This is a genomic window from Arenivirga flava (assembly GCF_030161575.1).
In the GTDB taxonomy this organism is placed as follows: domain Bacteria; phylum Actinomycetota; class Actinomycetes; order Actinomycetales; family Microbacteriaceae; genus Arenivirga; species Arenivirga flava.
On the sequence record NZ_BSUL01000001.1, the window covers coordinates 1,230,168 to 1,256,415 of the forward strand.

The window sequence follows — 26,248 nt, forward strand, 5'->3', positions numbered from 1 at the left end:
GGTGAGCACCGTTCTCCAGCCTTCGGCCGACGAGGCCCGCCGACTCCTGCGCGAGGAGCTGTCGCAGCGCGTCTACCGCGAGGCCGAGCCCAACTGGTTCGATCGTGTCGTCTCCGGCTTCCTGGAGTGGCTGGCGTCGCTGGCCGTCGGCGACGGCGCCGCGCCGGCGGCCCTGCTCACGATCCTGCTCGTCGTGGTGGCCGGCGCCGTCATCGCCGCCCTCGTGATCTTCGGTCTCCCGCGCCTGCGACGGCGGCGCACCCCACCCGCTCCGCTCTTCGGCGACGATGACGACCGCACCGCCGCCGAGCTGCGCGCCGCCGCATCAGCCGCCGCCGCCCGCGGAGACTTCACCGCCGCCGTGCTCGACGGATTCCGCGCCCTCGCACGCGGGCTCGACGAGCGCGGTCTGCTGCTCGTCAGCCCGGGCACCACCGCCCACGCGGTGGCTGCGGGCGCAGCGCTGGTGCGACCCGAGGCGACGGACGATCTCGAGCACGCCGCCGGCGACTTCGACCGGGCGCGCTACCTCGGGCTCGGCGCCGACGAGGCCGCCTGGTCGCGGGTGAGCCGGCTGGACGAGCGGATGCGCGCGACGGCCGGGAGCACCGCGTGAGCGCGGCGACGCAGCAGCGGGTGCTCACGCCGACGGTACGGGACACCGCCCGCCGCGCCCGATTCTGGGTGGTCATCGCGATCGTGCTGCTCGCGTTCGGCGTCGTCGCCGCGGTCGGCTCCGGCACCGCCGCCCCGGGCGAGCCGTTCTCGGCCGAGAATCCGGCGCCGTCCGGCTCCAGGGCGCTCGCGCAGGTGCTCGGCGACGCCGGTGTCGAGGTCGTGACCGCGGACTCCTCGACGCGGCGCGGGCCGCGGTCGACGATCCCGCCGCGACGAGCATCCTGATCGCCGACCAGGGCTACCTCGACGCCGAGCAGCTCGCCGAGGCCGCGCGGCTCGCGGCGACCGCGATCGTGCTGGTGCCGCAACCGTCCGAGGTGCTCCCGGAGCTCGTGCCCGGCCTCGAGCAGGGCACCCTCGGCGATGACGACGAGCTGACGGCCGCGTGCTCGGTGCCGGCGGCGGACCGCGCGGGCGCCATCCGCTCCTCAGGAACCGCCCTCGCCGCCGACCGCGGCACGGCGTGCTACCAGGGCGAGGACGGCGCCGGTCTGCTCCGCGTGGATCGCGACGGCGGCGCCCTGACGCTGCTCGGTGCGACCGACGTGCTCCGCAACGACCGCGTCGACGAGTCCGGCAACGCGGCCCTCGCGCTCGGCCTGCTCGGCGAGCAGCCGCGGCTCGTCTGGTACCTGCCCTCCGTCGACGACGTCGAGGGCGCTGCGACGCTGGGCGAGCTCAGCCCGCCGTGGGTCGTGCCGTTCAGCCTCCTGGCGATCGGCACCGGCGTCGCCGCGGCGATCTGGCGCGGCCGGCGCTTCGGCCCGCTCGTCGTCGAACCGCTGCCGGTCACGGTGCGCGCGGGCGAGACCACCGAGGGCCGGGCGCGGATGTACGCCCGTGCCGACGCCCGCGGGCACGCGCTCGATCAGCTGAGGATGGGCGCCCTGCGCCGCATCGCGAGGGTGCTCGGGCTCGATCGGGCGGTCGGCTACGAGGCGGTCGTCGACCGCGCCGCGCAGGTGACCGGCCGTCCCGTCGAGGAGCTGCGCCGGCTGCTCGTCGACGAGCAGCCGGGTGGCGACGCCCGACTGGTCGAGATCGCGCAGGCCCTGCAGCACCTCGAACGGCAGGTCGAGCAGGCGCTCGGACGACCGTGAGCCAGGACCGATGGACGATCACAGGAGAATGGATGCGATGAGCGAGCAGCACACACCCACGCCCCCGCCCAGCACGCCGCCGGTGCCCGGCGCTCCCCCGGCGCCGCCGGCACGCCCCGCGGACGACGACGCCGCGCTGCGCGAGGATCTGCACCGGGTGCGCGCGGAGGTCGGCAAGGCGGTGGTCGGTCAGGACGGCGCCGTCACCGGTCTGCTCGTCGCGCTGCTCGCCGGAGGCCACGTGCTGCTCGAGGGCGTCCCCGGCGTCGCGAAGACGCTGCTCGTGCGCTCGCTGAGCCACGCCCTGCGTCTGGAGACCACCCGCGTGCAGTTCACGCCGGACCTCATGCCCGGCGACGTCACGGGCTCGCTCGTCTACGACGCGGGCACGAGCGGATTCGCCTTCCGCGAGGGTCCGGTCTTCACGAACCTGCTGCTGGCAGACGAGATCAACCGCACGCCCCCGAAGACCCAGTCCGCGTTGCTCGAGGCCATGGAAGAGCGGCAGGTGAGCGTCGACGGCGTCAGCCGTCCGCTGCCCGATCCGTTCCTCGTCGCGGCGACGCAGAACCCGGTCGAGTACGAGGGCACCTACACGCTGCCCGAGGCGCAGCTCGACCGCTTCCTGCTCAAGCTGGTGCTCGATCTGCCGGAGCGCGACGCCGAGATCGAGGTGCTGCGCCGCCATGCCGCCGGATTCAGCCCGCGCCGACTCGAGGACGCCGGGCTGCGGCCCGTGCTCGACGCGGAGCGGCTGGCTCGCGCACGTGCCGCTGCGGCCCGGGTCGGCGCGAGCGACGACGTCATCGCGTACGCGGTCGATCTCGCACGGGCGACCCGTGCCGCGCCGAGCGTGCGGGTCGGCGTCAGCCCCCGCGGCACGACGGCCCTTCTCGCGGCGTCCAAGGCCTGGGCCTGGCTGCTCGGCGCGCAGGGCCTCACCCCCGACCACATCCAGACCATGGCGCTGCCCGTGCTGCGCCACCGCCTGCAGCTGCGGCCCGAGGCCGAGCTGGAGGGCGTGACGGCGGATGCGGTGCTGCGGTCGGTGCTGCAGCAGGTGCAGGTGCCGATCTAGGCCATGGTCCTCTCGGGATGGTTCGTGCTGCTGCTCGCGGCCGGGGCGGTGCCCCTGGTGCTGAGCGGCGAGCCGCTCGTGCTCGCGGCATGGGTGCTCCTGCTGCTCGCGGCGACCGGCGTCGACCTCGCGTTGGCCGCCTCGCCGCGATCGGTGCGGGTGCTGCGCGACGGCGCGGCCCGCACCCGGCTCGGCGAGGCCGTCGAGCACGAGCTGACGCTGGTGAACGAGGGCGGCCGCACCCTGCGCGCGATCGTGCGCGACGGGTGGCAGCCGACCGTGCGCGCCACCCCCTCCCGTCAGCGCGTCGTCGTGCCCGCTGGGGAGCGCCGGCGCATCCGCGAGCGGCTGCGGCCGATCCGCCGAGGCGTGCGGCGCAGCGAGCACGTCACCGTGCGGAGCATCGGGCCGCTGCGGCTCGCCGCGCGGCAGGCCACCATCGGCGCCGAGGGGTCGATCACGGTGCTGCCGCCGTTCCACAGCCAACGGCACCTGCCCTCGCGGCTCGCCCGCCTGCGCGAGCTGGAGGGCCGCACGAGCGTGATGGTGCGCGGTCAGGGCACCGAGTTCGACTCGCTGCGCGAGTACGTGCGGGGTGACGACGTGCGATCGATCGACTGGCGGGCCACCGCGCGCACCGCAGCCCCCGACGATCTCATGGTGCGCACGTGGCGCCCCGAACGCGACCGCCGGGTCGTGGTGGTCGTCGACACCGGGCGCAACGCGGCCGCCCGCATCGGCGACGAGACCCGGCTCGACACGGCCTTCGAGGCCTCACTGCTGCTCGCCGCCCTCGCCGATCGGGCGGGCGACCGCTTCGACCTCCTGCTCTTCGACCGCCGGATGCGCGGACGCGTGCACGGCGTCACCGGCGCCGAGCTGCTGCCGCGGCTCGTCGGCACGATGGCCGACGTCGAACCCGAACTGCTCGAGACGGACTGGAGCAGCGTGCCGGCCCTCGTACGGGCCGCGAGCACGCAGCGCTCGCTCGTCGTGCTGCTCACCACCGCCGAGTCGGTCGCCGGTGCGCGCGGACTGCTCGCCGTGCTGCCGCAGCTCTGCGCGAAGCACCTCGTCGTCGTCGCGACGGTGCGCGATCCGGAGGTCGATCGGATGCGCCGCGAACGCGACGACCGCTCCTCCGTCTACCGCGCCGCCGCCGCCGAGCGCGCGCTGCTCGAACAGGACCGCTTCGCCGACGCGATCGGCCGGCTCGGCGGAACCCTGCTCACCGCCGCGCCGCAGGAGCTGCCGCCGGCGCTCGCCGACCACTACCTCGCGCTCAAGGCTGCCGGGCGGCTCTGAGCCGTGCGCATCCGCCCGCATCCGCTCGCGTGCGCTCACCTGCGCGCATCGCCCAGCCACGTGCATTCGCTCGTCGGAAACTCAGGACGCGCGGGGCGACACGCCGACCCGCGCCCTGCTGCTGCCGGCGTGTCGCCCGTTCGCTCCTGAGCTCCGATGGCCTCGAGACGCGGAGGGGCGGCGTGCGCAGTGCGCAGCGCGAACCGCGGGGCCGGATGCGCGGACCGGTCAGCCGGCGACGAGGCGCCGCGCGCCGGCCTCGAACTCGTCGAGGTCGCCCGTCTCGCCGGCGAGGGCGGCGCGACGACCGAGCACCCACTGGTAGGCGAGGACCGCGCCGAGGGCGACCGTGCCGATGCCGATCTTGATCGGCCACGGCCAATCCTGGCGCGTCACGAAGCCCTCGACGACCCCGGAGAGCAGCAGCATGAGGATGAGGCCGACCACGAGTGCGAAGAGCGCCCGGCCGTCCTGTGCGAGCGCCTCGCCGCGGGAGCGCGCGCCCGGCGCCACCCAGGCCCAGAAGATCATGAGGCCGCCCGCCGCAGCGACGAAGATCGCGTAGAGCTCGAGCTGGCCGTGCGGCGCGATGAAGAGGAAGAAGAGGTCGAGCCGGTCGTGCTCGGCCATGACGGCGCCGGTGAGCCCGAGGTTCATGGCGTTCTGCAGGATCACGTACGGCACCCAGAGTCCGGTGATGCCGAAGGCGACGCACTGGGCGGCGATCCAGGCGTTGTTGGTCCACACCTGCCCCGTGAAGGCGCTCGGCGAGTACTCGGAGTAGTAGCCGACGAACTCCTCCTCGGCGAGCTGGCGCCGCATCTCCTCGTCGCCGAGGTTCGCGAGCACCTGCGGCTCGCTCATGGCCCAGAGGCCGTAGGCCAGGCCGATGAGCATCGTGGCCGCGGTCACGGCCAGCGAGGTCCAGCGCACCCGGTAGAGGGCGGCCGGCAGCTGAGCGACGAAGAACGCGGGCAGCTGCTCGAGCACGTTGCGGGGAGTGCTCGTGAAGCGCAGCCGGGCACGCGCCAGCGACAGGGACAGACGGGCGGCATGGGGGCTCTCACCCGACGTGCTCGTCATCGCGGCGAGCTGCCCCGAACCGGCCCGGTAGGCGTCGAGCAGCGCATCCGCCTCGGGTCCGGAGGGGCGCCGCGTCCGCGCGAGGCGGTCGAGGCGGTCCCACTCCTCCGAGTGGTCTGCTGCGTAGGCGTCGAGGTCCATCTGCTTGAATCCTAGACATGACGAGCCCGGTGGCGACCGAGACGCAGCAGATCACCGGCGAAGGGGTCGTGCTCGACGTGAGGGCCACACCGTTCGTGCTCCGGGTCGCCGGCACGATCATCGATCTGCTGCTGAGCGTCGCGGCCTTCCTGGCGATCATGCTCGTCGCGAGCTCGCCGCTGTTCGCGCCCTTCCTGGACGGCGCCGCGGTCGCGATCATCTCGATCTCGGCGCTCGTGCTCTGCTTCGTCGTGCTGCCGACCGCCGTGGAGACCGCGACGAGCGGCAGGTCGCTCGGCCGCCTCGCCGTCGGCGCCCGCATCGTGCGGCTCGACGGAGGCGGCATCGGGTTCCGCCACGCCTTCATCCGCTCACTGCTCGGCGTGCTCGAACTGCTCATGACCTTCGGCGGCCTCGCGGCGGCCGTCGGCCTGCTGACCGCGCGATCGCAGCGCCTCGGCGATCTGATCGCGGGCACCTACAGCCGTCACGAGCGGATGAAGGCCCCCATCGCGGCCGTGTTCGGTCTGCCCCCGGGCATGGAGGCCTGGGCCGCCACCGCCGACGTCGCCCGCATGCCGGCCGCGCTCGGCAACCGCATCGCGCAGTTCCTGCGGCAGGCCCAGGAGCTCACGCCCGCCGCCCGCACGGCTCGCGCCGCGGAGCTCGCCGCGGAGGCGTCGCCCTACGTGGCGCCGCTGCCGCAGGTGCCCGCCGAGCTCATGCTCGCCGGGGTCGCCGTGGTCCGCCGCGACCGCGAGTTCGCGGCCCTGCGGTCGCAGCGCGCGGCGCAGGAGCGGTTGGACGGTCTGGTCGCCGTGCCGCCGCACCGCTTCCCGCGGCGCTGAACCGCTCGGACCGTCAGGCGCGGATGAGCTCCAGCACCCGGTCGCGGATGCGGATCATCGTCTCGGCGTCACCGGCCTCGGCGTTCAGCCGCAGCAGCGGTTCGGTGTTCGAGGGACGCACGTTGAACCACCAGAACGGCTCGTCGCCGGCCACGGTGCCGCGCACCGTGAGGCCGTCGAGCTCGTCGAACTCGGCCTCGCCCGTGAACGACTCGACGATGCGCGTGTACGCGGCCGACACATCCGTCACCGTCGAGTTGATCTCGCCGGAGAGCGCGTAGGGGTCGAAGCGCTCGGCCAGCTGCGAGAGCGGGTGCTCCTGGTGCCCGAACTCGGCCAGCACGTGCATCGCGGCGAGCATGCCGTTGTCGGCGCCCCAGAAGTCGCGGAAGTAGTAGTGCGCCGAGTGCTCGCCGCCGAAGACGGCGCCGGTCGCGGCCATCTGGTCCTTGATGTACGAGTGGCCGACCCGCGAGCGCAGCGGCGTCGCGCCGGCGCCCGCGATCGTCTGCGGTACCACCTGCGAAGTGATGAGGTTGTGGATCACGATGATCTCGTCCTCCGGGTCGGTCGCCCGCACGCGCTCGATCTCTCGCAGGGCCACGATCGCGGCGACGGCCGAGGCCGTGACCGGCTCGCCGCGCTCGTCGACGACGAAGCACCGGTCGGCGTCGCCGTCGAAGGCGAGGCCGAGGTCGGCGCCGTGCTCGACGACCGCCTTCTGCAGATCGACGATGTTCGCGGGGTCGAGGGGTTCGCCTCGTGGTTCGGGAAGGTGCCGTCGAGCTCGAAGTAGAGCGGGATGACCTCGATCGGCAGCTTCGCGAGCCCGGCCGCCTCGCCGAGCACGGCCGGCACGGTGCGGCCGCCCATGCCGTTGCCCGCATCGACGACGACGCGGATGGGGCGGATGCCGGAGAGGTCGACGAGCTCGCGCAGGTAGGCGGCGTAGTCGCGCAGCACGTCCTGCTGCACGACCTCGCCGCGCTGCCCGACCGCGGGGATGCCGGCGTCGAGGAAGGCGATGGCCCGATCGCGGATCGCGCCCAGGCCGGTGTCGAGGCTGATGCCCTTCGCACCCACCCGGGAGAACTTGATCCCGTTGTACGTGGCCGGGTTGTGGCTCGCGGTGAACATCGCGGCCGGCGCGTCGAGCACGCCGGAGGCGAAGTAGGTCATGTCGGTGGAGCACAGGCCGATCGAGACGACCTCGGCTCCACGAGCGGTGGCGCCGCGCGCGAAGGCCTCGGCGAACACGGGCGAGGAATCGCGCATGTCGTGGCCGACCACGACGCGGGCGCCTGCAGCTCCGATCTCATCGACGAAGCCGGCGGCCAGTGCCTCGACGACCTCCTCGGTCATCTGCGAGCCGACGAGCCCCCGCACGTCGTAGGCCTTGATGAATGCGTGCAGATCCGGCTTCGTCATGATCCTCAGGCTACTGCGCAGCGCGAGACGGCGGCGGCATCCCCTGGGGCGAGCCGTGCAGCGGATCGCGGAGCCGCGATCAGCGCAGCCTCTCATGGCGCACGACGCGCCAGCCCTGCGGCGCGGAGAGCCGCTCCGCGTGCTGCGCGCACAGGTCGTAGCTGTGCGGCTCCGCGCGCCGGCTCAGCGGCCCCAGGACGGCCATGGAGTCGGCGTACACGTAGGTGAGCGTGGCGACCGCGTCGGCGGTGCACGCGACTCTGCTGCAGGGCCGTCCATCCATCGCCGTCCAGCCTATCGCCGACGTCGCGCATCCCTTGCCGCGCCTAGGATGGGGGCATGGCCCGTCCCTCCCGCGCCCGCCTGCAGCACCGCTCCGTCCGGCCGGGCTGGCGCGACCGTCACGGACGCGGCATCCGCGCCTGGGTGACCGGGCCCTACCTGCCTCCGCTGCGGCACCGCGACGAGGAGTTCGAGGCGCTCGTCGCGCACGCGCTGCACCACCTGCAGCACGCGTGGCCGGAGGAGCTCGGCGGCACCCGCTTCGACATCGCGCCGATGCCGCCGGCGGCCGGGCAGGACGGCATCCGCCGCTACACGGTCGACCGCGCGGCGAACCGGATCACCTACTACCGCACCCCGATGGAGCGCCTCGGCCATCAGCGCGAGGACGACGACGTCGACCGCCGCGCGATCATCGAGTCGGCGGTCATCCGCGGGGTGGCGGAGCTCATGGGCCGGGATCCCTGGGACGTCGCGCCGGAGCGCTACCGGCCGTACTGAGCGATCCCGGTCAGGGGCGCATGCGGATGCTGCCCGCCACCGGCGAGGGCGCCTCGACCGGGAAGGCTGCGATACGCGCCGCGTCCGCGAAGGTCACGCCTGCTCGCAGGCCCTCCGCATCCGCGAGCCGCACGGTCGCGCCGGCATCGACGCCGACGACCGCCGAGCCGCCTCCGGCCACCGCGATCTCCTCCCCGTCGACGAGCACGATGCGCTCGTCCGTGCCGGGGTTCGCGAGCACGAGCTGCGGCGAGGGACCGTCGGGCACGACCACCGCGGGCTCGTCGCCGAGCGGCGACGAGGCGGGCTGCCAGGCGAAGTCGTTGGCTCCGTCCTCGGCGAGCACGGCGCTGCGCGCGGCGGCGACGATCGGCTGGTCCGAGGTGATCCGCAACGTGTAGGTGCCGTCGACCAGGCCCGGCAGCACGAGGTCGCCGACCTCCCCGACCGGCACCTCCGCCTCCACGATCGGCTCGGCGTCGGCGCCCGAGCCGGCGACCGGCAGCACCGCGACCTCCACGTTCGCCGGCACCTCCCCCGGCACCACGACGCGCACCACGGCGGCGAGATCGGCCCAATCGGGCTCGCCGCTGCGCTCCTGCACCCGCTCACCGCCGGTGACCCGCAGCCCGGCCACGACCTGCTCGACGGCCGGTGCCGCACCGCCCCCGGTGATGTCGGCCCCGCCCGCCTCGAGCACACGGACGGTCGACTGCTGCAGACTGGCGGCGATCTGCCCGCCGCGGCTCGTGACGTGCACCGCGAGCGCCTCGGCACCCGGCGCGAACGCCGCGAGCGGCAGCACCTGCTGCGTGCCGGGCGGCACCACGATGCCGTCCATGCCGGCCACGTTGACCGCACCGGTCTCGGTGAGCACGTCGAGGTCGACGACCGCCTCGACCTCGTCGGGGTTGCTCAGGACGAGCAGCGAGCTGCGCCCGGTGATGGTCGCGCCGCCGAGCAGCCACTGGTCGTTGCCGGGCTCGACGCAGTCCGCCGCGGCGAAGCCCGCGACGTCCTCGCCCGAGGCGGTCTGGCTCTGCGCGGCGCCGAGGCCTGTGGAGTCGTCCACGACGGGCAGACGCAGCACCAGACCGGCCGACGCACCGGCCGCCAGCCCCCGGACGAGGGCGGCCGTACGGCCTCCTCCTCACCGCCCTGCACATCGCGCACGACCTGCTCGGAACCGACCGCCGAGGCGGTGCTGGCGGTCTCGCCGCCGCCCGCGAGCAGGAGCGGCCCCGCGCACACCTGCAGCAGGTCGGCGGCTTCGGGCACCACGACCACGGGCTCGGCTGCACCGGTCACGGACGGCAGCGGCAGCGCGCCGCCCAGCACGGCCGCGCCGGCGATGCCCAGCCCGGCGACGCCGCCGAGGATGCGGCCGCCGACGCGGGCGACGGATCGGATGCGGGTGCGGCGGTCGCCGCTGGGCTCAGTCATCCTGCTCCCCTCCTCGCCGAAGGCGTACTCGGCCTGGTCTTCGACGTGCCGCGACTCGCGCACCCGGGGACTGCCGATGCGGGTGGGCACGGCCAGCAGCGCAGCCAGCGCCAGGAGCACCAGTCCGGCATCGCGCAGCGGGGCCGGCTCGACGGCACTGAGCTCCTCCTGCGCCGCGGGGGCGGTGGCCGGGTCGATGTCATCCACGGTCGTGCGCCAGAGCAGGCCCGCCTCGCTGGAGCCGATCATGGTGAAGTCGGCGCTGCCGTCGAGCGCCTGCTGTGCGCGGGTCGACACGGCGCCGCCGCCGGCAGGGTCGGTGCCGTCGACCGGGGCGAGCACGACGAAGTCGATGCCGAACTCGCGCAGCACCGGAGCCGGGTCGTAACCGCCTCGCGATGCGATGTTGCCGGCCAGTTCCGCCAGCCGCTCGTCCCGCGCGCTCGCGGTGGGAGCGGTGGTGGCGAAGGTCGAGGCGTCCTCGAGGCCGTGCCCGCGCCCCCGCTCCAGGCGGACGCGCAGCGAGCCGTCGGACTGCGGTGTCAGCACGAGCGTGCCGACCTGGGGTTCGAGGTCGGACTCCGCGGTGACGACGGCGGGCAGCACCCGTCCGTTGCCGGCACGGACGGCGGCGTCGTCCCGGTAGAGGCCGCCCAGCTGCGGCACGGCGAGCAGCAGCGCTCCGACCACGAGGGCGAGACCCGGTGCAGCCGCGGCACGGCCGAGCGCGTCGAGCGTCCCCGCCGCGGCGATCAGCAGACCGAGCATCATCAGCCCGAGAGCCGGGCCCGGCCAGAGCGCGGCGAAGCCGTCCTCGACCGCGGCGACCCGGACGAGCCCCGCGCCGAGCGCGGCGACGAAGCCGAGGACGGCCAGGAGCAGCGCGGGCAGGCTGCGCGACGCGCCCGGCAGGAACGGTCCTAGCAGCCCGAGGACGAGCAGCGGTGCGATGAGCACGATCGCGACGACGACCCCCACGGAGGCGGGCACGCCGAACGCGTCGGCGACGGCGGGCCATCCGTGCAGGCCGCCGTTCGAGGACCCCAGGGCGAGCAGCCATGCCGCGACCGGATCGGTCGGCTGCGCGGCGCCGGGGTCCGCGAGCACCGCGAGCGAGGTGCCGCGCAGGAACTGGGCGACGGCGAGCGGCGCGAGCACCCCGAGCGCCGGCAACGGCATCCAGACCAGCCGGAGCGCGCGAGCGGGTCGCAGCAGCAGGAGCGCGACCCAGGCCGCGAGCAGCGGCGGCGCGAGCGATGGGCTCGCCGCCGCGACGACGGCGCCGAGCAGCGCAGCCGCTCCGAGACCCGTCCACGAGCGGATCGCGCGGATCGCGGCGAGCAGCAGCCAGGGCAGGATCGCGAGCGCGATGACCGCGCCGAGGCGGCCTTCGAGGATGCTCGCCAGCAGCGGCGGCGAGACGGCGTAGGCGACGGCACCGGCCGCCGGGATCCAGGACCGCCGGCTCACCGCGCGCAGCAGGAACCAGGAGCTCATCGCGGCGAGCGCCGGCGCCGCGGCGAGCACGATGACCACCGACAGCGACGGCTGCCAGAACGTCGCGGAGCCGAGCAACGCGAGGAGCACCGCGAACGGGTCCGCCGGGCCGGCCATGCCGTTGCCGTCCTGCAGCCAGCCGCCGAGCGCGGCGCTCCAGAGCTCGGCGGGGCTGCTCGCCAGCGGCAGCAGTCCCCCGCCGACCGCGGCGACGCCGCCGAACAGGGGAAGGCCGCCACGACACCGACGACGACGCCGATCAGAAGGGTCCAGAGGCCACCGCCGGGCAGGAAGCCGATCGGTGCCACGTCGAGCGGATCCGCGGCGGCGAGCCGTGCCTCGCGGGCCTGCCGCTCGACCGCTCGGCGCTCGCGCAGTTCCGACCACGGCATGCGCAGCGAGTCGACGGCGCTCCACGGCAGCTGCTTCACGCGGCGCAGGCGCCGCCGGGCGCCGAAGACACCCGGGTCGCCGAACGCCGCGGCGAATGCCGACGCGAACTCGCCGGGCACGGCGAGCGGGCGCTTGGCGAGCAGGTGCCCGAGCGATCGGAGCACCGCGAGCGGAGCCAGCGAGAGCCAGTGCAGCGGCAGCAGCAGCGCCGGCGAGTACACGAGGCGGCGGTGCAGCTGCGCGCGGCGCGCCTTGCGCCGGCGACGATTCGCGCTGCCGGGAGGGCGTCCGAAGTCCTCCGGGGCGGATGCGCGCTGCACCTTCGCGGCCGGCACCACGACCACGCGGTGACCGGCGAGTCGTGCGCGCACCGAGAAGTCGAGGCCCGCATCCGCATCCGGCAGGCCCGGGTCGAAGCCGCCCAGCGCCTCCCAGACGTCGCGGCGCACCAGCATCCCCTGGGCGGCGATGCCGAGCACGTCGGACTGCACGTCGTGCTGGGCCTGGTCGAACTCGTCCTCGACGAGGTGCACGCTCGCGCCGAGGCCGCTCAGGGTCTCGCCGAAGCTCGCGATGACGTGCGGGGCGTCGCTGCGCATCACCTTGGGGCCGGCGACCGCGACGGAGGGAGCGATCTCGACCGCGCCGAGCAGGGCGCGCAGCGCCTCGGGCTCGGGTGCGGCGTCGTGCGCGAGCAGCCACAGCCACTCGTCGGGCTGCGGGTCGGATGCGGCGTGACGCAGCGCCTGTGCGACACCGTCACCGAAGGAGCCGGCTCGAGCGGCGACGGTCTGAGCGACGCCGCCGTCGGCGAGCAGCTTCGCGCTGCCATCGCCGGAGGCGAGGTCGATGGCGACGAGCCGCTCGGGAGGACGGGTCTGCGCCCGGAGCGCATCGAGGGTGCGCGTCAGGTGGGCGGCGCCGTTCCGGGCGACGAGGATCGCTGTGACTCGGGGCTGCATGGCCCCCTCAGCGTAGGTCGGTCGAGCGGATGCGGATCACCGACACGCGCGCGGCGCGGGTTCCGACGAGATGGCGGAGGCGCTCAGGCGCGCTTGCGGAGCTTGCGGCGCTCGCGCTCCGAGAGGCCACCCCAGATGCCGAAGCGCTCGTCGTTCTGCAGCGCGTACTCGAGGCACTCCGAGCGGACCTCGCAGGATCCGCAGATGCGCTTGGCGTCGCGCGTCGAGCCGCCCTTCTCGGGGAAGAACGCCTCGGGATCGGTCTGCGAGCAGAGCGCGTCGCCCTGCCAGGCGAGGGCCTCGGACTCCTCGTCGGCCGCGGGCCGCCGCACGCCCGGGACGCCGAGCTGCACGGGGTCGACGAACCAGTTGTCGGGAACCCCATCCTGGTACTCCGGTGCCATGAGGCTCCTCCCCGACTGGTATCGATGCATCGCCGCCCGCCGACGATGCACTCATTACACCGGTGTAATTCCGACACGTCAAGTCGCGGGATCGTAGCGGCAGAGTCGACGGAGCCCGGTCTGCGCCACGCCGGGGTCGCGCATCCCGGAGAACACCGAAGCGGCACCCCCGAGCAGGGGGTGCCGCTTTCACAGTGCGCGTTCAGGCAGTCGCAGCCTGGCGCGCCGACCACGCCGAGTCGACCATCTCGTCGAGGGTGAAGGTCATCCGCCAGTCGAGGTCGCGCGCCGCGAGATCGCCGGTGGCCACGATGCGGTCGGGGTCGCCGGCGCGACGCGGCGCGATCTCCGGCTCGAAGGCGATGCCGGTGACACGGGCCATCGCGGTCATGATCTCGCGCACGGAGACGCCGTCGCCGCTGCCGAGGTTGTAGGCCGGCTCGACGGGCTCGCCGGCCTCGAGGCGACGCGCCGCCGCGACGTGCGAGCGCGCCAGGTCGGCGACGTGGATGTAGTCGCGCACGCAGGTGCCGTCCGGCGTCGCGTAGTCGTCGCCGTTGATGCGGGGGTGCGGCCTGCCAGCAGCGCATCGAAGACCAGCGGGAACAGGTTGTGCGGGCTGGCATCGTAGACGCCCGGGTCGCCGGAGCCGACCACGTTGAAGTAGCGCAGCGACGTGTGCTGCAGCCCGGTCGCGACGCCCTGATCGCGCAGCAGCCACTCGCCGATGAGCTTCGACTCGCCGTAGGGCGACTCCGGGCTCTTCGGGGTGCCCTCGACGACGAGGTCGGTGTCGGGCGTGCCGAACACGGCCGCGCTCGAGGAGAAGACGATCTTGTCCACACCGGCCCGCTCCATCGCCGCCAGCAGCACCGCGGTGCCGGTGACGTTCTGCTCGTAGGTGTGCAGCGGGCGCTGCACCGAGACGCCGGCGTACTTGTAGCCCGCGACGTGCACGACGCCCACCACGGCGTGCTCGCGCAGCGTCCGCTCGACGAGCTCGCCGTCGAGGATGCTGCCGCGCACGATCACCACGCCCTCCGGCACGAAGCCGTCGAAACCGCTGGAGAGGTCGTCGAGGACGACCACCGGCACGCCGGCCTCCTGGAACGAGCGGACCACGTGCGCACCGATGTAGCCGGCCCCGCCGGTCACCAACCAAGTCATGCGACCAGCCTAGGGGCGGGTGCGGATGCGGCGGTGACCGTCGCGGGCGATGTCACAGACGGTCGCGACGACGCCGGCGAGGGCGAGACCGGCGAGAAGGTAGAAGAACACGATCATGGCACGAACGCTACGAGTGGCAAGATTCCGCCACGAGTGGCAGGATGGCCTCAGGTCGTCGGATTCCTGCCACGGGATCTGCCACCGATCCGCGATCACCGGCCACGAGGCGCTGTGGAGACGACCCGCTGCAGTGCCCGCTCGCCTGCTCGGGCGACCGCCCTCATCCGCTCTCCCCCACCGATCGGAGCCCGTCATGCTCGAGAAGATCGCCCTGCTCGCGATGCCCGGACTCACCCCTTCGAGTTTGGGGTGATCTGCGAGGTGTTCGGCATCGATCGCCGCGACACGGGCGGGCCCGCCTTCGACTTCACCATCGCGACCGCCGTGCCCGGACCGGTGCGCACGAGCATGGGCTTCGACGTCGTGGTCGACCAGGACCTCTCCGCGATCGCCGACGCCGACCTGCTCGCCGTGCCCGCGTACCCGGTCGGCACGCCGGTGGACGAGGTCTACCTCGAGGCGATCCGAGCGGCGCACGAGCGCGGAGCCTGGGTGCTCAGCGTGTGCAGCGGGGCCTTCGCGCTCGCGCAGTCGGGCATCCTCGACGGGCGCCGGGCCACCACGCACTGGATGCACGCCGACGCGATGGCCGAACGCTTCCCGCGGATCGAGGTCGACGCCGATCGGCTCTTCGTGGAGCAGGACCGCATCGTCACCGGCGCCGGCACCGCCGCGGGCATCGACGCCGCACTGCACATCGTGCGCCGCGAGATGGGGGCCGCCGCCGCGAACTCGATCGCCCGGCGCATGGTGGTGCCGCCGCAGCGCGACGGCGGGCAGTCGCAGTTCATCGCGACCCCCGTGGTCGAGTGCGCGGACGACTCGCTCGCGGAGGTGCTCGACTGGATGGCGGAGCACCTGGAGCGCGAGCTGCCGGTGCCCGAGCTCGCCCGCAAGGCCCTCATGTCGCCGCGGACCTTCGCGCGGCGCTTCAAAGCCGAGACCGGCACGACCCCGGCAGCCTGGCTCAATCGGCAGCGCCTGCTGCGCGCGCAGCAGCTGCTGGAGGAGAGCGCCTACGGCCTCGAGCGCATCGCGGCGGAGACCGGCTTCGGCACCGCGGCGGTCATGCGGCACCATTTCGTGCGCGTGCTGCAGACGACGCCGACCGCGTACCGCGCGACCTTCGGAGGCCTGGCGGCGTCGGCGTCCGCGCCGGACGCGGGCGCGCCCCTCGCCGGCTGAGGCGGCCGGGAGCGCCACCGCTCCGCCCACGCTGCGGGCCACGCGTCGCCCGGTGTGCGGCTGCGCCATCGCGCGGCTTTCTGGAGTTCAGGAGCCACGTCGCGGCTCGCCGCACAGTCGCCCGCAACACGCCGCCACCGACGCATCCGCTCCTGAACTCCATCGGTGTGAACGGCGGCCGCGGAGCCCCTCGCGCCGCCGCGCACGGGCGGGTTCAGCGATGGCATCGCAGGCGCCGTGTCAGCAACCGGTCGATGCCCTCACCGCCGCCACGCATGCGGGCCAGTCGTCTCGGAGCTGGCGGTAGGTGATGCGGACGACGTCGTAACCCCAGAGCCGCGCAACGAGGTCCTTCGCCCGGTCGCGCTCGAAGGCCACTGGATCGTCATGGTGCGCACGCCCATCGATCTCCATGAGGCACGACGGCCCGCAGCGGAGGTCGTAGGGGCCAGCGCCCGGCAGCCGGAACTGCGGGGTGGCGTGGATGCCGACCTCCAGCAGTCGTAGGCGAGCGATGGTCTCCCCTCCGGCCTCGGCCCTGCCGTCGATCAGCGTGGCCCATGCCCGCACCCGATGCGGAGCGTTCGCGAAGGTCGAAAGGACCGTCGCGCCGTCCGCGAGGCCGAGATGGATGATCGAGTCCGCGAGCACGATCGCCTCTTCCAGGTCGCACCGGCTGAGCACCACCGCGAGCGCCTCCACAGGACCGTCACGCCAGGCGTCCTCGCCGTACCGACCGGGACGCCTGAGCTCGCCGCTCCAGTGCACGAGCGCACCCGAGGTCTGCTCCGGCCGGAGCCTCGCCGCATTCGCTGGAACGCGGATCTCGAGGGGGTGCGCGCTCGGCATCCAGACCCCGTAGCTGCGCAGCGCCGACCGGCCGGTCAACCGACCGCCGCGCGAGATCGCCTCCCGCGCCTCCCGCGGCGCATCGGCTCCGACGTACCAACCGCGGCGAGCACGGACGAGTGCTCCGATGCCGACCGCTTCGCGGATCCGCGAGTCCGGGACACCGGCGGCGAACAGGTCGGCCCGACGGATGACGCCGCCATGCCGACGCAGCAGATCGACGATGACGGGGTCCACAGGCTCATCGCACCGCAGTCGCGGACCGCTCGCGCAGGTCGACCCGATCCTGTGGACAGGGTCGGGCTGTCGAGGAGCGGCGCCTGGCGCCCCGCGCTCCGCGTCGCTGCGCCCGGCCGGCCGACGTGCCGCGCTTCGCCCTGGTCGCGGGTGACCTATCGGCGCACCGCCTCAATCGAGGATCAGGAGTCACGCGGCGACACGCCGCGATCGCCGCGCAACATGCCGGGACGAGGCCCGGCGGCTCCTGAACTCCAGTGCGTCGAGCGGAACAGCTGTCGGGCCGGCGCGGGAGCGCCCGGGCTGGGCGGGCACCCGGCGCAGGGACGGTGCGCTCCGGGCCCTGCTGCGGAGGCCACAGCGACGCGGCCGAGGGCCAGCGGTCAGGTCGTGGTCGCGAGGAACGCGGTGCCCCTGCCGAAGACGCGGAGGGTGCGCTCGTCGGGGGTGGCGTAGAGCGACTCGCCGCGGGTCATCGAGGCGCTCGAGCGCTCCCCCGCGAGCTGCATGTCGCCGGCGGTGGCGATGATGATCGCGGGGCCGGTCAGTTCGACGGTCGCGGTCGAATCACCCGGCTCGATGGCGACGAGGCGGAAGTCGCCGTCCGTCGGCGCATAGACCGTGGCGCCGGGTCCGGAGGTCCGCCCGGGCAGGTACGGCGCAGGCAGCGGGCGGAAGTCGAGCACCGAGAGCAGCTCCGGCACATCGATGTGCTTCGGGGTGAGGCCTCCGCGCAGCACGTTGTCGCTCGCGTTCATCAACTCGACGCCGAGACCCGCGAGGTAGGCGTGGATGTTGCCGGCGGGCAGGTAGATCGCCTCGCCCCGCGCGAGCGAGACCCGGTTGAGGAGCAGCGCGATGACGATGCCGGGGTCCCCGGGGTAGTCCTCGGCGAGCGCCGCGGCGGTGATCAGTTCGGCGCTCGGTTCCGGCAGCTCCGAGCGATCGGATGCTCCTCCGGGCATCGTCGCCGCGATGACGGACGCCGCGATCACCGTCACGGCTTCCACCAGCTCGACGACGCCGTCGCCGCGCGTGATGAGCCACTCGAAGGCCTCGCGCAGCGCCCCCGCTCGAGCAGGTCGATCAGCTGGTCGAGCGCGACGCCGGCCTCCTCGAGTCGGAGAGCGCCGCCGAGCGCAGCCACCGGTGCGAGCGCCGCGCGCATCGGCCGCAGCAGCGCCACGACCTCGGCCGGCTCGCGGAAACCGCTCAGCGCCTCGAAGCGCTCGCTGAGCGCGACGACGAGCTCGGGCTTGGCGGAGGCGTCCTTGTAGTTGCGGTGCGGCGCGTCGAGCGGGATGCCGAGGGCGTTCTCCCGCTCGAAGCCCTCGCGCGCCTGCTCGGGGCTCGGGTGCGCCTGGAGCGAGAGCGGCGCGGCGGCGGCGAGGAGTTTGAGCAGAAACGGCAGACGGTCGACGCCGGCGGATGCGGGGTCCGCCTCGATCCACTCGGCGAGGTCTGCGGCGCCGCCGGTGAGCGCCGGCTCGTCGATGCGGCTCGGCGATCCCGGGTGCGCGCCCAGCCACAGTTCCGCCTCCGGGCCGTCTCCCGCCGGCCGTCCGAGCGCCTCGGCGATGAGCGTGCGCGACCCCCATCCGTAGTCCCGGGGCATGTTGGAGATGGGGATCAGCATCGACAGGGCCTTTCGGACGGAAGCTACAAGCGCACGGGAGGTCGGTCGCACCCCCTTGGCCCACAGTAACAACGGGCTGCGAACGGCGGATGTCCGCGCGTAGCGTCGAAGCCCCGACACCTGCGATGGAGCACACGTCATGACCTTCTCCCCCTCGTCAGCGACTTCCTCGGCTACAGCGCCGAGCTCACCGAGCTGGAGCGCGGCAAGCTCGCCGAGCTGCGCACCTGGCTCGAGGCGGAGGTGGCGCCGATCGCGGACGACTACTGGCAGCGCGCCGAGTTCCCCGTGCAGCTGCAGCGGCCGCTGGCGGAGCTCGGGATGCTCGGGCTGGGGTTCGAGGAGACCGCCGCGTTCGAGAACTCCGCCGTGTTCCGCGGCTGGGCGGCCCTCGAGATGGGCCGCGTCGACGCCGGCATCGCCACTTGGGTGGGCGTGCAGAACGGTCTGGCCCTCGGCGCGATCGGGGTCTGCGGATCGCCGGAGCAGCGGGCCGAGTGGCTGCCGCGGCTCGCGAGCGCCGAGGTCGTCGGCGCCTTCGGTCTCACCGAGCCGCTCTCGGGCAGCGACAGCGCGCAGGGGCTGCGCACCACGGCGCGCCGCGATGGGGACGGATGGGTGCTCAACGGCTCCAAGCGCTGGATCGGCAATGCCACGTTCAGCGACATCACCGTGATCTGGGCGAAGAGCGAGGAGGACGGGCAGGTCAAGGGCTTCATCGTGCCCACGGACACTCCCGGCTACGTCGCGACGAAGATCGAGGGCAAGCAGGCGCTGCGCACCGTGCAGAACGCCGACATCGCGCTCACCGACGTGCGCATCCCGGAGTCGCTGCGGCTGCAGGGCGCGAACAGCTTTAAGGACACGGCGAAGGTGCTGCGCCTCACGCGCGCCGAGGTCGCATGGCAGGCGGTGGGCATCGCGATCGGCGCATACGAGGCGGCGCGCGCCTACGCGACCGAGCGCGTCCAGTTCGGCAAGCCCATCGCCGCGCACCAGCTCGTGCAGGACCTGCTCGTCAAGAGCCTCGGCGACATCACCGCGAGCCTGGGCATGTGCGTGCAGGTCTCGAAGATGCTCGACGCCGGTGTGCAGCGCGACGAGCACTCGGCCCTCGCGAAGGCCTTCTGCACCGCGGGGATGCGCGAGGTCGTCGCCCGCAGTCGCGAGATCGTCGGCGGCAACGGCATCGTGCTCGAGCACGGGGTCGCGCGGCACTTCGCCGACGCCGAGGCCATCTACTCGTACGAGGGCACCCGCGAGGTGAACACGCTCATCGTCGGTCGCGCCGTCACCGGCGTCGCCGCGTTCGTGTGATGCGGCCAGCGGATGCGCGCGAGCGCACCCCGGTAGCCTGAGGCGGTGCCCCTGCCTCAGCCCGCGCCCGTGACGGAGCCGTCCGCGCCCTCCCGCCGCGACCGGATCGCCAACGCCCTGACCTCGCACCGGGTGATCGTCGGCACCGTGCTGCTGCTGCTCGTCTTCGGCGGGCGCCCGCTGCGCAACGCCTTCGGCTACCCCGGCTGGGGCGTGCTCGCCGGGCTCACGATCGTCGGCGCCGTGGCCGCGCTGCTCGTGCTGCGTCCTCGGTTCACCCTGCTGAACGTGCCGACCGGCCTGGTCGCGTTCCTCGGCCTGCTGACGATCTCGATGGCGTGGTCCGCGTATCCCAGCGCATCCATCGTCGGCATCATCGCCACCTGGGGCACGACGCTCGCGGCGGCACTGCTGGTCTCGATGCTGAGCTGGGCCGAGATGCTGCGCGCCTTCGCGCACACGCTGCGCATCCTGCTGGTCGGCAGCTTGCTGTTCGAGCTCGTCGTGGCCGTCTTCATCCGCCATCCCGTGCTGCCGCTCTGGATGGAGCGGCCGGACGGCGACGTCGCGTTGCTCCTCTACTGGTCGCGCGCGTCGCTGTTCACCGGCGAGCGCATCCAGGGGCTCTTCGGCAACGCCACGGCGCTCGGGTTCGTGGCCGTGCTCGCCGTGCTCGTGTTCGCGGTGCAGCTGGTCGACAAGCGCGTGAGCCGGGCCGGCGGCATCGGCTGGCTGGCGTTCGCGTTCGTGATGCTCGCGCTCGCGGCCTCGGCCACCGTCGTCGTCATCCTCGTCGCCTGCGCGGTGGTCACCGGCGTCGTGCTGCTGCTGCGCCGTATGCGCCGACGACGCGGGCTCGCCACGATCGGTGTCATCGCGGGCTTCGGGCTCGCGGTGGCGGCCGCCGTCGCACTGCGCGAGCCGCTGCTCGCCCTGCTCGGTCGCCGCAGCGACCTCACCGGGCGCACCGACATCTGGGCCAGCGTGGGTGAGTTCGCCGCGCAGCGCCCCGCCTTCGGGCACGGCTGGACGAGCTTCTGGATGCCCTGGGCCACCTACCTCGAGGATCTCGTCGAGGTGCACGGCGTACGCCAGTACGAGGCCCACGGTGCCTGGATGGACCTCTTCCTGCAGCTCGGCGTCGTCGGCATCGTCGTCTTCGCCATCCTCATCCTCGGCACGCTCGCCAGGGCCTGGACGGCGGCGCTCGACCAGCCGCTGCGCACGGCGTTCGGCGGCACCCGCCCGTACGACGCGCTCGGGATGCTGCCGCTGCTGATCCTCGTGGCCCTGCTCGTGCAGTCCATCGCCGAGAGCCACATGCTCTACGAGAACGGCTGGTTCCTGCTCTGCGTGCTCGTGCTGGGGCTCAAGCGTCGCACGCCCGGCGACGAGCGCATCCTGCCGTTGCAGCCCGCCGCGGCGAGGCCCGTGCCGTGGAGCTGACCGTCACGACCCGCCCCGGCGACGAGGTCGCGAGCGCATGACCGGCATCGTCGCCCCGCTGCTGGCCTTCGTCGGCCACGCCCGCTTCGTGCAGGCCTGGGCGACCTGCGCGGTGGCGGCGATCGCCCTGTCGCATCTGGTGCGTCAGCTGAGCGGATGGGCGGGGTACATCGGCCTGATCGGCGCGCTGGTCGCGCTCGGTGCCGCGATCGTGTGGGCCCGGCGCGATCGGATCGAGTGGAACGTCGCCCTGCCCATCTCGGTGGCCGTGCTGCTCGGGCTCAGCGCGCTCAGCGTCGTCTGGAGCCAGTACCAGTGGGTGACCGTCGGCGGCGTGGCGCTGCAGGTCGGCACCGCCCTGCTCGGCCTCATCATCGCCGCGACGCGGGACCTCATCCAGATCGTCCGGGTCGTCGGCGACGTGCTCCGCGCAGCGCTGCTGCTCTCCGTCGCGCTCGAGGTGCTCGCCGGGCTGCTGATCGACATGCCGATCGTGTTCCTCGGCATCCGCGGCGACCTCGCCACCGGCGGGCCGATCCAGGGTGTGTTCGGCGACCAGGCCGCCCTGTCGCTGGCAGCGGTCGTCGCCGGGGCGAGCTTCGTCGTGGAGCTGCGCACCCGCAGCGTCTCGCGCCTGACCGGTGCGCTCTCGCTCGTGCTCGCCGGGCTCTGCCTGCTCTTCGCGTCGTCGGTCGTGGCCGTGATGACGGCGGCGGCGGCGCTCGTCGTCGGCTGGCTGCTGAGCACCCTGCGGCGCGCCGCCCCCGAGACGCGCTCGGTCGTGAGCGTCGGGCTGCTGCTGCTGGCCGTGGTGATCGCGCTGACCCTGTACCTGTCGCGGGCCGTCGTCGTCACGTTCATCACCGACCACCGGGAGCTCGCGGTGCGGCTGCCGGTCTGGCGCGAGGTCGTGCAGGTCGCCGAGCTGCAGTCCGTGCTGGGTTGGGGCTGGTCGGGCATCTGGCGCACCGACATCCCCCCGTTCCTCGCGATCGACGGCCGTTTCCTGCTCGAGCAGACCTCGGCACGAGGCGCCTTCTTCGACATCTGGCTGCAGCTCGGCCTCGTCGGCGTCATGGTGCTCGTCGTGCTGCTCGGCCTCGCCTTCGGGCGCGGCTGGCTGCTGGCGCTGCGGCAGCGCACCGTCGTGGCGTGCTGGCCCGCCGTCGTCCTCGCGGCACTCATCGCCTACAGCACGGTGGAGAGCGGCGTGCTGGTGGGATTCGGATGGCTGCTGCTGGTCGTCTGCGCGGCGAAGGTGTCGGGGGCGGTGAGCTGGCGGACCCGCGCGGCGGCCGAGGCCGGCCGTCGGTAGACTGACGCGATCCCAACCCCTCCACCCCTCCAGAGGACGCTGCACCGTGACGACGACTCCCCCGCGCGTGGTCGCGGTCATCGCGGCATGGAACCGTCGCGACCTGCTGCGCGAGGCGCTCGAGGCGCTGCTCGCGCAGACCGTCCCGCTCGCCGGGATCGTGGTGGTCGACAACGGCAGCGACGACGACTCGGCCGAGGTGGCGGCGCAGACCGCGCCGGATGCGGTCGTCGTGCGCTTCGATCGCAACACCGGCGGGGCCGGCGGCTTCGCCGCGGGCATCGCGCACGCGCTGGAGCTGCAGCCGGACTGGATCTGGGCGATGGACGACGACACCATCCCGACGCCGAGCGCGCTCCAGGCGCTGCTCGCGACGACCGCGGCGCTCCCCGGGTCGCCGTCGCCGGCTCCCGCGTGATCTGGACCGACGGCCGCGATCACCCGATGAACACGCCGCGCCGCAAGCCCTTCGTCGGTGGGCGGGAGGCGCGCGACGCCGAGCGGGTCGGCGCCATGCCGATCCGCAGCACCTCCTTCGTCTCGATGCTGGTCCGAGCGAATGCGGTGCGCCGTCACGGCCTCCCCGTGGTCGACTACTTCCTCTGGAACGACGACTTCGAGTACTCCACCCGGCTGCTCCGCGACGCGGACGGCGTGTTCGTGCCCTCGAGCGTCGTGCTCCACAAGACGGCGAAGTTCGGCTCGACCGACGCCGACCCGGGCCCCCGGTTCTACTGGGAGGTGCGCAACAAGGTCTGGATGCTGCGCGCCTCGCGCTCGCTGCGCCCCGCCGAGAAGCTGCTCTACGGCGGCTCGTCCCTGCTGCGCTGGGCGCGCACCGTCGCCAGCTCCAGCGATCGCTCCGCACTGCGCGACGCCGCCGTCAAGGGGTGGCACGACGGTTGGCGCACCGCGCCGCGCCCGAACGCCGAGGCGCTCGGCGACCAGCCCGCCACCGCCGCACTGGTCGCGGACCTGGAGCGTCGATGACCGCGCCGTTCAGCCTGCTCATGTCGGTGTACGCCGGCGACGACCCCGAGCACTTCGAGCGGGCGCTCTCGAGCTCGACGCGCGCGCAGACCGTGCCGCCGGCGCAGGTCGTGCTCGTGCAGGACGGGCCGCTCGGCGAGGCGCTCGAGGCCGCGGTGCTCGCCGCCGTCGAGGCCTCCCCGGTGCCGGTCGAGACCCTGCGCCTCGACAGCAACCAGGGCCTCACCGCCGCGCTGACCGCGGGCCTCGAGCGCTGCGAGCACGACATCGTCGCGCGCATGGACGCCGACGACATCTCCCTGCCCGAGCGCTTCGCGCGGCAGCTGCCGCTGCTCGAGGACGGTCGCGACCTCGTCGGGGGCGGCATGCTCGAGTTCGCCGACGAGGGCGGCAGGGTGCTGGCGCAGCGCACCCCGCCGATCGGGGCCGAGCAGATCCGCGATTACGCCCGGTTCCACCAGCCCTTCAGCCATCCGACCGTGGTGTTCCGCAAGCGCGCCGTGCTGGCCGCCGGCGGTTACCAGCCGATGGGGCGGATGGAGGACTACTGGCTCTTCGCACGGATGATCGCCGGCGGCGCCGAGGTCGACAACGTCGCGGAGCCCGTGGTGATGTACCGGGTCGGCACCGGCGCGTACTCGCGCCGCGGCGGCCGCGAGCAGTGGCGCAGCGAGATGCTGCTGCAGCGGGCCTTCCGGCGGATCGGCTTCACCTCGCGGCGGGAGTACCTGCGCAACGTGGCGGTCCGTGGCGTCTACCGCTTCGTGCCGGAGGGCCTGCGCACGACGCTGTACCGGCGCTTCATCGCCCGCGGCGGGCGCTGAAGCGAGCGCGGACGCACGCTGAGCGCACGCTGCCGCTGCTGAGCGCGCGCCCGCATCCGCTCGCCGCTCAGTCGCAGGCGGTGATGCGCAGCAGGCGCGCGGTGCCCTGCTCGGCGACGATCTCGAAGCCCGGGGCGTCCGCTGCGGCGGTGATCGTGGTGAAGGGCTGCGCCTGCACGTCGCCGCCACCCCAGAGCTCGCTGCCGGAGCTGTAGAGGTAGTGCACGTCGAGCCGGTCGAGCGCGGCGCAGACCTCGGGATCGGTGCTCGCCTGGTCGAGGCGCGCCATGAGGAGCTCGCGGTCGGCGCCCCAGGAACCGGTGAGGTGCGGGAACACCGGCTCGCGGTCGCCGAGCACCCAGGTGAGCACGGCGCCGTCCCAGGGGTCGCCGATCACGCGCTCCCCGCCGGCACGATGCCGGGCATCTCGGCCATCACGGCGGCGTCGTCCGCGTCGATGAGGCCGCCGGATGCTGGCACAGCGTAAGAGGCAGCGGCGGCGTCGCGCACGGCGACGGGCCCGGCGGTGACCGCGGCGATGGCCAGCGCGACGGCCCCAGCCGCGGCGGCGCTCATCCGCTTCGCCTTCGGACGGTCGCGGAGACCGTGGGCGATGCGCGCCGCAGCGAAGCCGAGCACCGGCGCCAGCAGCATCGGCAGCAGGGTGATGAGGCGGTAGCGGTCCTTATACCAGGCGCCGGTGAGCACCTTCGCCCAGTCGTCGTTCGAACCCGCCGCCGCCGTGTAGAGGCCGATCACCAGCAGCACGCTCGCGGCGACCCAGCGGTGCGGGCCGCGGAGCAGCAGCAGCGCCAGCGCCGCGGCGCAGAGCAGGGCGAGCAGCCAGGCGTGCGGGGCCGGCTGCCCCGTCGGCAGCGCGGGGCTCATGGTCAGCGACTGCAGCAGCGCGGTCGGCAGGTCGTCCGTGGCGGTGGCCGGCCCGCCGTTGAGGCGGTCCGCGAGCGAACGCTCCGCCAGCCCGTAAGAGCGGACCAGGTAGAGGTAGACCGCTCCTAGGCCCCCGATGAGCAGCGCAGCGGATGCGGCGATCGCCGCGATCGTCAGCCGGCGGCGGCGCTGCCATCCGAAGCGGATGAGACGCGCGAGCACGACGATCGCGAGCGGCGCCGCGACGGCGACGAGGCTCAGGAGCGATCGCGGATGCGCGAGCCCCGCCGCACCCAGCCACAGCGCACCGGGCAGGAGCACCTCCCGCAGCCCGCCGCGCTCCACGGCGCGCACCAGCAGCGCCAACCCGGCCGGGAGCAGCGCCATCGCGAGCCCGGTCGGGAAGATGGTGCCCCAGGCGAGCAGCAGTCCCGGGAACAGCGGGAACGCCGCCGCCGCGAGGGCGGTCGCGCTGAGCAGCACCCGCGGCTGCGGACCGCGCCCGAAGAGCGCGTCGGCGAGCGCGACGACGCCGGGCACCCAGACGAGCGCACCGACGCCGACCCAAACGGCGGCTTCGGCGACCGGCACGCTCGCCCCGGAGAGCATCGCCACCGTGGCGACGAGCGCGTGCCATCCGCCCGGGTAGAACTCGACGCCGTCGCCGCCGATCCGCGCGATCGAGTACAGGTCGAACGAGGATGCGTCGCCGGTCGCCAGGATCGAGCTGACGACGTTCGCGTGGAAGACCCCGTCGTAGCTCTGGTTCGCGGCGCCCCACGGAGCGGTGGCGCTGAGGCCGAACCAGGCGATCGCCACAGCCGCGACGATTCCCGCGGCGACGACCGGCCAGCCCCGCCGCAACGGCAGGCGCGGCAGACCGCGCCTGGTCGAGACGGCGATGGCGAGGAGCACGGGGGCGGCGAGCACGAGCAGCACCTGCGGCGCTGCGAACGCGACGCCCGCCCATGCCAGGACCACGCCGGCGCCGCCGAGGAGGAGCACGGCGAAGGGTCCCGCGAGGGCCGCCATCCGCACCGCGCCGAGGCGCAGCACCCAGCCGAGCGCGAGGCCCGGCAGGAGCAGCACCGCCGCGGCGATGAGGAGGGCGGTCAGCATGGCGCGGCCGGC

22 protein-coding genes and 4 pseudogenes are annotated in these 26,248 nt (G+C 73.8%); 14 read left to right on the top strand and 12 right to left on the bottom strand.

Features of this window, described 5'->3' with window-relative positions:
- Position 1 precedes the first annotated feature (1 nt).
- The 5 genes from QQK26_RS06015 to QQK26_RS06035 are packed head-to-tail and all read left to right on the top strand — an operon-like array spanning position 2 to position 4,161.
- A complete protein-coding gene (locus QQK26_RS06015) occupies positions 2–616 on the top strand; it encodes a DUF4129 domain-containing protein (RefSeq protein WP_284231031.1) in 615 nt (204 codons plus the stop codon).
- The gene (locus QQK26_RS06020) at positions 613–903 is read left to right on the top strand and encodes a DUF4350 domain-containing protein (protein WP_284231033.1); all 291 of its coding nucleotides are present in this window, start codon (positions 613–615) and stop codon (positions 901–903) included. Before QQK26_RS06015 ends, QQK26_RS06020 begins: the two co-directional genes overlap by 4 nt.
- The gene (locus QQK26_RS06025; protein ID WP_348520045.1) at positions 903–1,778 is read left to right on the top strand and encodes a DUF4350 domain-containing protein; all 876 of its coding nucleotides are present in this window, start codon (positions 903–905) and stop codon (positions 1,776–1,778) included. Before QQK26_RS06020 ends, QQK26_RS06025 begins: the two co-directional genes overlap by 1 nt.
- Before the next feature lie 37 nt (positions 1,779–1,815).
- Entirely contained in the window at positions 1,816–2,856 is a 1,041-nt protein-coding gene (locus QQK26_RS06030) for an AAA family ATPase (protein WP_284231038.1), read from the top strand.
- Positions 2,857–2,859: 3 nt separating this feature from the next.
- Positions 2,860–4,161 (top strand): DUF58 domain-containing protein, encoded by a 1,302-nt coding sequence (locus QQK26_RS06035; protein ID WP_284231041.1) that lies wholly within the window; start codon positions 2,860–2,862, stop codon positions 4,159–4,161.
- Positions 4,162–4,389: 228 nt separating this feature from the next.
- Here the strand turns inward: QQK26_RS06035 and QQK26_RS06040 are convergent, their stop codons facing one another.
- Positions 4,390–5,385 carry a stage II sporulation protein M gene (locus QQK26_RS06040; RefSeq protein ID WP_284231044.1) on the bottom strand — a complete coding sequence of 332 codons (996 nt, stop codon included), beginning with the start codon at positions 5,383–5,385 and terminating at the stop codon, positions 4,390–4,392.
- Between the two features lie 17 nt (positions 5,386–5,402).
- Here QQK26_RS06040 and QQK26_RS06045 point away from each other — a divergent pair, with 17 nt between their 5' ends.
- Positions 5,403–6,233: an RDD family protein gene (locus QQK26_RS06045; RefSeq protein ID WP_284231047.1), complete on the top strand. Its 831-nt coding sequence runs from the start codon at positions 5,403–5,405 to the stop codon at positions 6,231–6,233.
- 13 nt (positions 6,234–6,246) lie between these two features.
- Here the strand turns inward: QQK26_RS06045 and QQK26_RS06050 are convergent.
- Positions 6,247–7,661, bottom strand: a pseudogene (locus QQK26_RS06050) (phosphomannomutase/phosphoglucomutase).
- Between the two features lie 79 nt (positions 7,662–7,740).
- Entirely contained in the window at positions 7,741–7,944 is a 204-nt protein-coding gene (locus QQK26_RS06055; protein ID WP_284231049.1) for a DUF3499 family protein, read from the bottom strand.
- A 56-nt stretch (positions 7,945–8,000) separates the two neighbouring features.
- On the opposite strand from QQK26_RS06055, the gene QQK26_RS06060 reads away from it, so the two are divergent.
- Positions 8,001–8,444, top strand: a complete 444-nt coding sequence (locus QQK26_RS06060; protein ID WP_284231052.1) for a hypothetical protein — start codon at positions 8,001–8,003, stop codon at positions 8,442–8,444.
- Between the two features lie 10 nt (positions 8,445–8,454).
- Here the strand turns inward: QQK26_RS06060 and QQK26_RS06065 are convergent, their stop codons facing one another.
- From QQK26_RS06065 to galE, 4 genes and pseudogenes are all read right to left on the bottom strand, one after another.
- The gene (locus QQK26_RS06065; RefSeq protein WP_284231054.1) at positions 8,455–9,516 is read right to left on the bottom strand and encodes a DUF5719 family protein; all 1,062 of its coding nucleotides are present in this window, start codon (positions 9,514–9,516) and stop codon (positions 8,455–8,457) included.
- A 1,864-nt stretch (positions 9,517–11,380) separates the two neighbouring features.
- The gene (locus tag QQK26_RS06070) at positions 11,381–12,739 is read right to left on the bottom strand and encodes a glycosyltransferase family 2 protein (protein ID WP_284231057.1); all 1,359 of its coding nucleotides are present in this window, start codon (positions 12,737–12,739) and stop codon (positions 11,381–11,383) included.
- A gap of 83 nt (positions 12,740–12,822) precedes the next feature.
- Entirely contained in the window at positions 12,823–13,143 is a 321-nt protein-coding gene (locus QQK26_RS06075) for a WhiB family transcriptional regulator (RefSeq protein WP_284231062.1), read from the bottom strand.
- A 202-nt stretch (positions 13,144–13,345) separates the two neighbouring features.
- Positions 13,346–14,310, bottom strand: a pseudogene (gene galE, locus QQK26_RS06080) (UDP-glucose 4-epimerase GalE).
- Between the two features lie 369 nt (positions 14,311–14,679).
- On the opposite strand from galE, the gene QQK26_RS06085 reads away from it, so the two are divergent.
- A complete protein-coding gene (locus tag QQK26_RS06085) occupies positions 14,680–15,615 on the top strand; it encodes a GlxA family transcriptional regulator (RefSeq protein WP_348519993.1) in 936 nt (311 codons plus the stop codon).
- Positions 15,616–15,855: 240 nt separating this feature from the next.
- Here QQK26_RS06085 and QQK26_RS06090 read toward each other — a convergent pair whose 3' ends face one another.
- The 4 genes and pseudogenes from QQK26_RS06090 to QQK26_RS16200 form a co-directional block, all read right to left on the bottom strand.
- Positions 15,856–16,383, bottom strand: a complete 528-nt coding sequence (locus QQK26_RS06090; RefSeq protein WP_284231064.1) for a PDDEXK family nuclease — start codon at positions 16,381–16,383, stop codon at positions 15,856–15,858.
- Between the two features lie 186 nt (positions 16,384–16,569).
- Positions 16,570–16,701: pseudogene (locus QQK26_RS16410) on the bottom strand (type IV toxin-antitoxin system AbiEi family antitoxin domain-containing protein); the annotation flags it as partial.
- Between the two features lie 383 nt (positions 16,702–17,084).
- The gene (locus tag QQK26_RS16195) at positions 17,085–17,702 is read right to left on the bottom strand and encodes a cupin domain-containing protein (protein WP_348519994.1); all 618 of its coding nucleotides are present in this window, start codon (positions 17,700–17,702) and stop codon (positions 17,085–17,087) included.
- On the bottom strand, positions 17,699–18,337 hold the full coding sequence (locus tag QQK26_RS16200; protein ID WP_348519995.1) for a type I phosphomannose isomerase catalytic subunit: 639 nt from the start codon (positions 18,335–18,337) through the stop codon (positions 17,699–17,701). Before QQK26_RS16200 ends, QQK26_RS16195 begins: the two co-directional genes overlap by 4 nt.
- 120 nt (positions 18,338–18,457) lie before the next feature.
- Between QQK26_RS16200 and QQK26_RS06100 the strand changes: the two genes are divergently transcribed.
- The 6 genes from QQK26_RS06100 to QQK26_RS06125 are packed head-to-tail and all read left to right on the top strand — an operon-like array spanning position 18,458 to position 24,229.
- Positions 18,458–19,654: an acyl-CoA dehydrogenase family protein gene (locus QQK26_RS06100; protein ID WP_284234475.1), complete on the top strand. Its 1,197-nt coding sequence runs from the start codon at positions 18,458–18,460 to the stop codon at positions 19,652–19,654.
- A 45-nt stretch (positions 19,655–19,699) separates the two neighbouring features.
- Positions 19,700–21,100, top strand: a complete 1,401-nt coding sequence (locus QQK26_RS06105) for an O-antigen ligase family protein (protein ID WP_284231067.1) — start codon at positions 19,700–19,702, stop codon at positions 21,098–21,100.
- Between the two features lie 37 nt (positions 21,101–21,137).
- Positions 21,138–22,415: an exopolysaccharide production protein gene (locus QQK26_RS06110; RefSeq protein WP_284231070.1), complete on the top strand. Its 1,278-nt coding sequence runs from the start codon at positions 21,138–21,140 to the stop codon at positions 22,413–22,415.
- A 46-nt stretch (positions 22,416–22,461) separates the two neighbouring features.
- A complete protein-coding gene (locus tag QQK26_RS06115) occupies positions 22,462–22,833 on the top strand; it encodes a glycosyltransferase (protein ID WP_284231072.1) in 372 nt (123 codons plus the stop codon).
- A gap of 26 nt (positions 22,834–22,859) precedes the next feature.
- Positions 22,860–23,405, top strand: a complete 546-nt coding sequence (locus QQK26_RS06120; RefSeq protein WP_284231076.1) for a glycosyltransferase family protein — start codon at positions 22,860–22,862, stop codon at positions 23,403–23,405.
- On the top strand, positions 23,402–24,229 hold the full coding sequence (locus QQK26_RS06125; RefSeq protein WP_284231080.1) for a glycosyltransferase: 828 nt from the start codon (positions 23,402–23,404) through the stop codon (positions 24,227–24,229). Before QQK26_RS06120 ends, QQK26_RS06125 begins: the two co-directional genes overlap by 4 nt.
- A gap of 67 nt (positions 24,230–24,296) precedes the next feature.
- Here the strand turns inward: QQK26_RS06125 and QQK26_RS06135 are convergent.
- A pseudogene (locus QQK26_RS06135) lies at positions 24,297–26,236 on the bottom strand (DUF6541 family protein).
- Between the last annotated feature and the right edge of the window lie 12 nt (positions 26,237–26,248).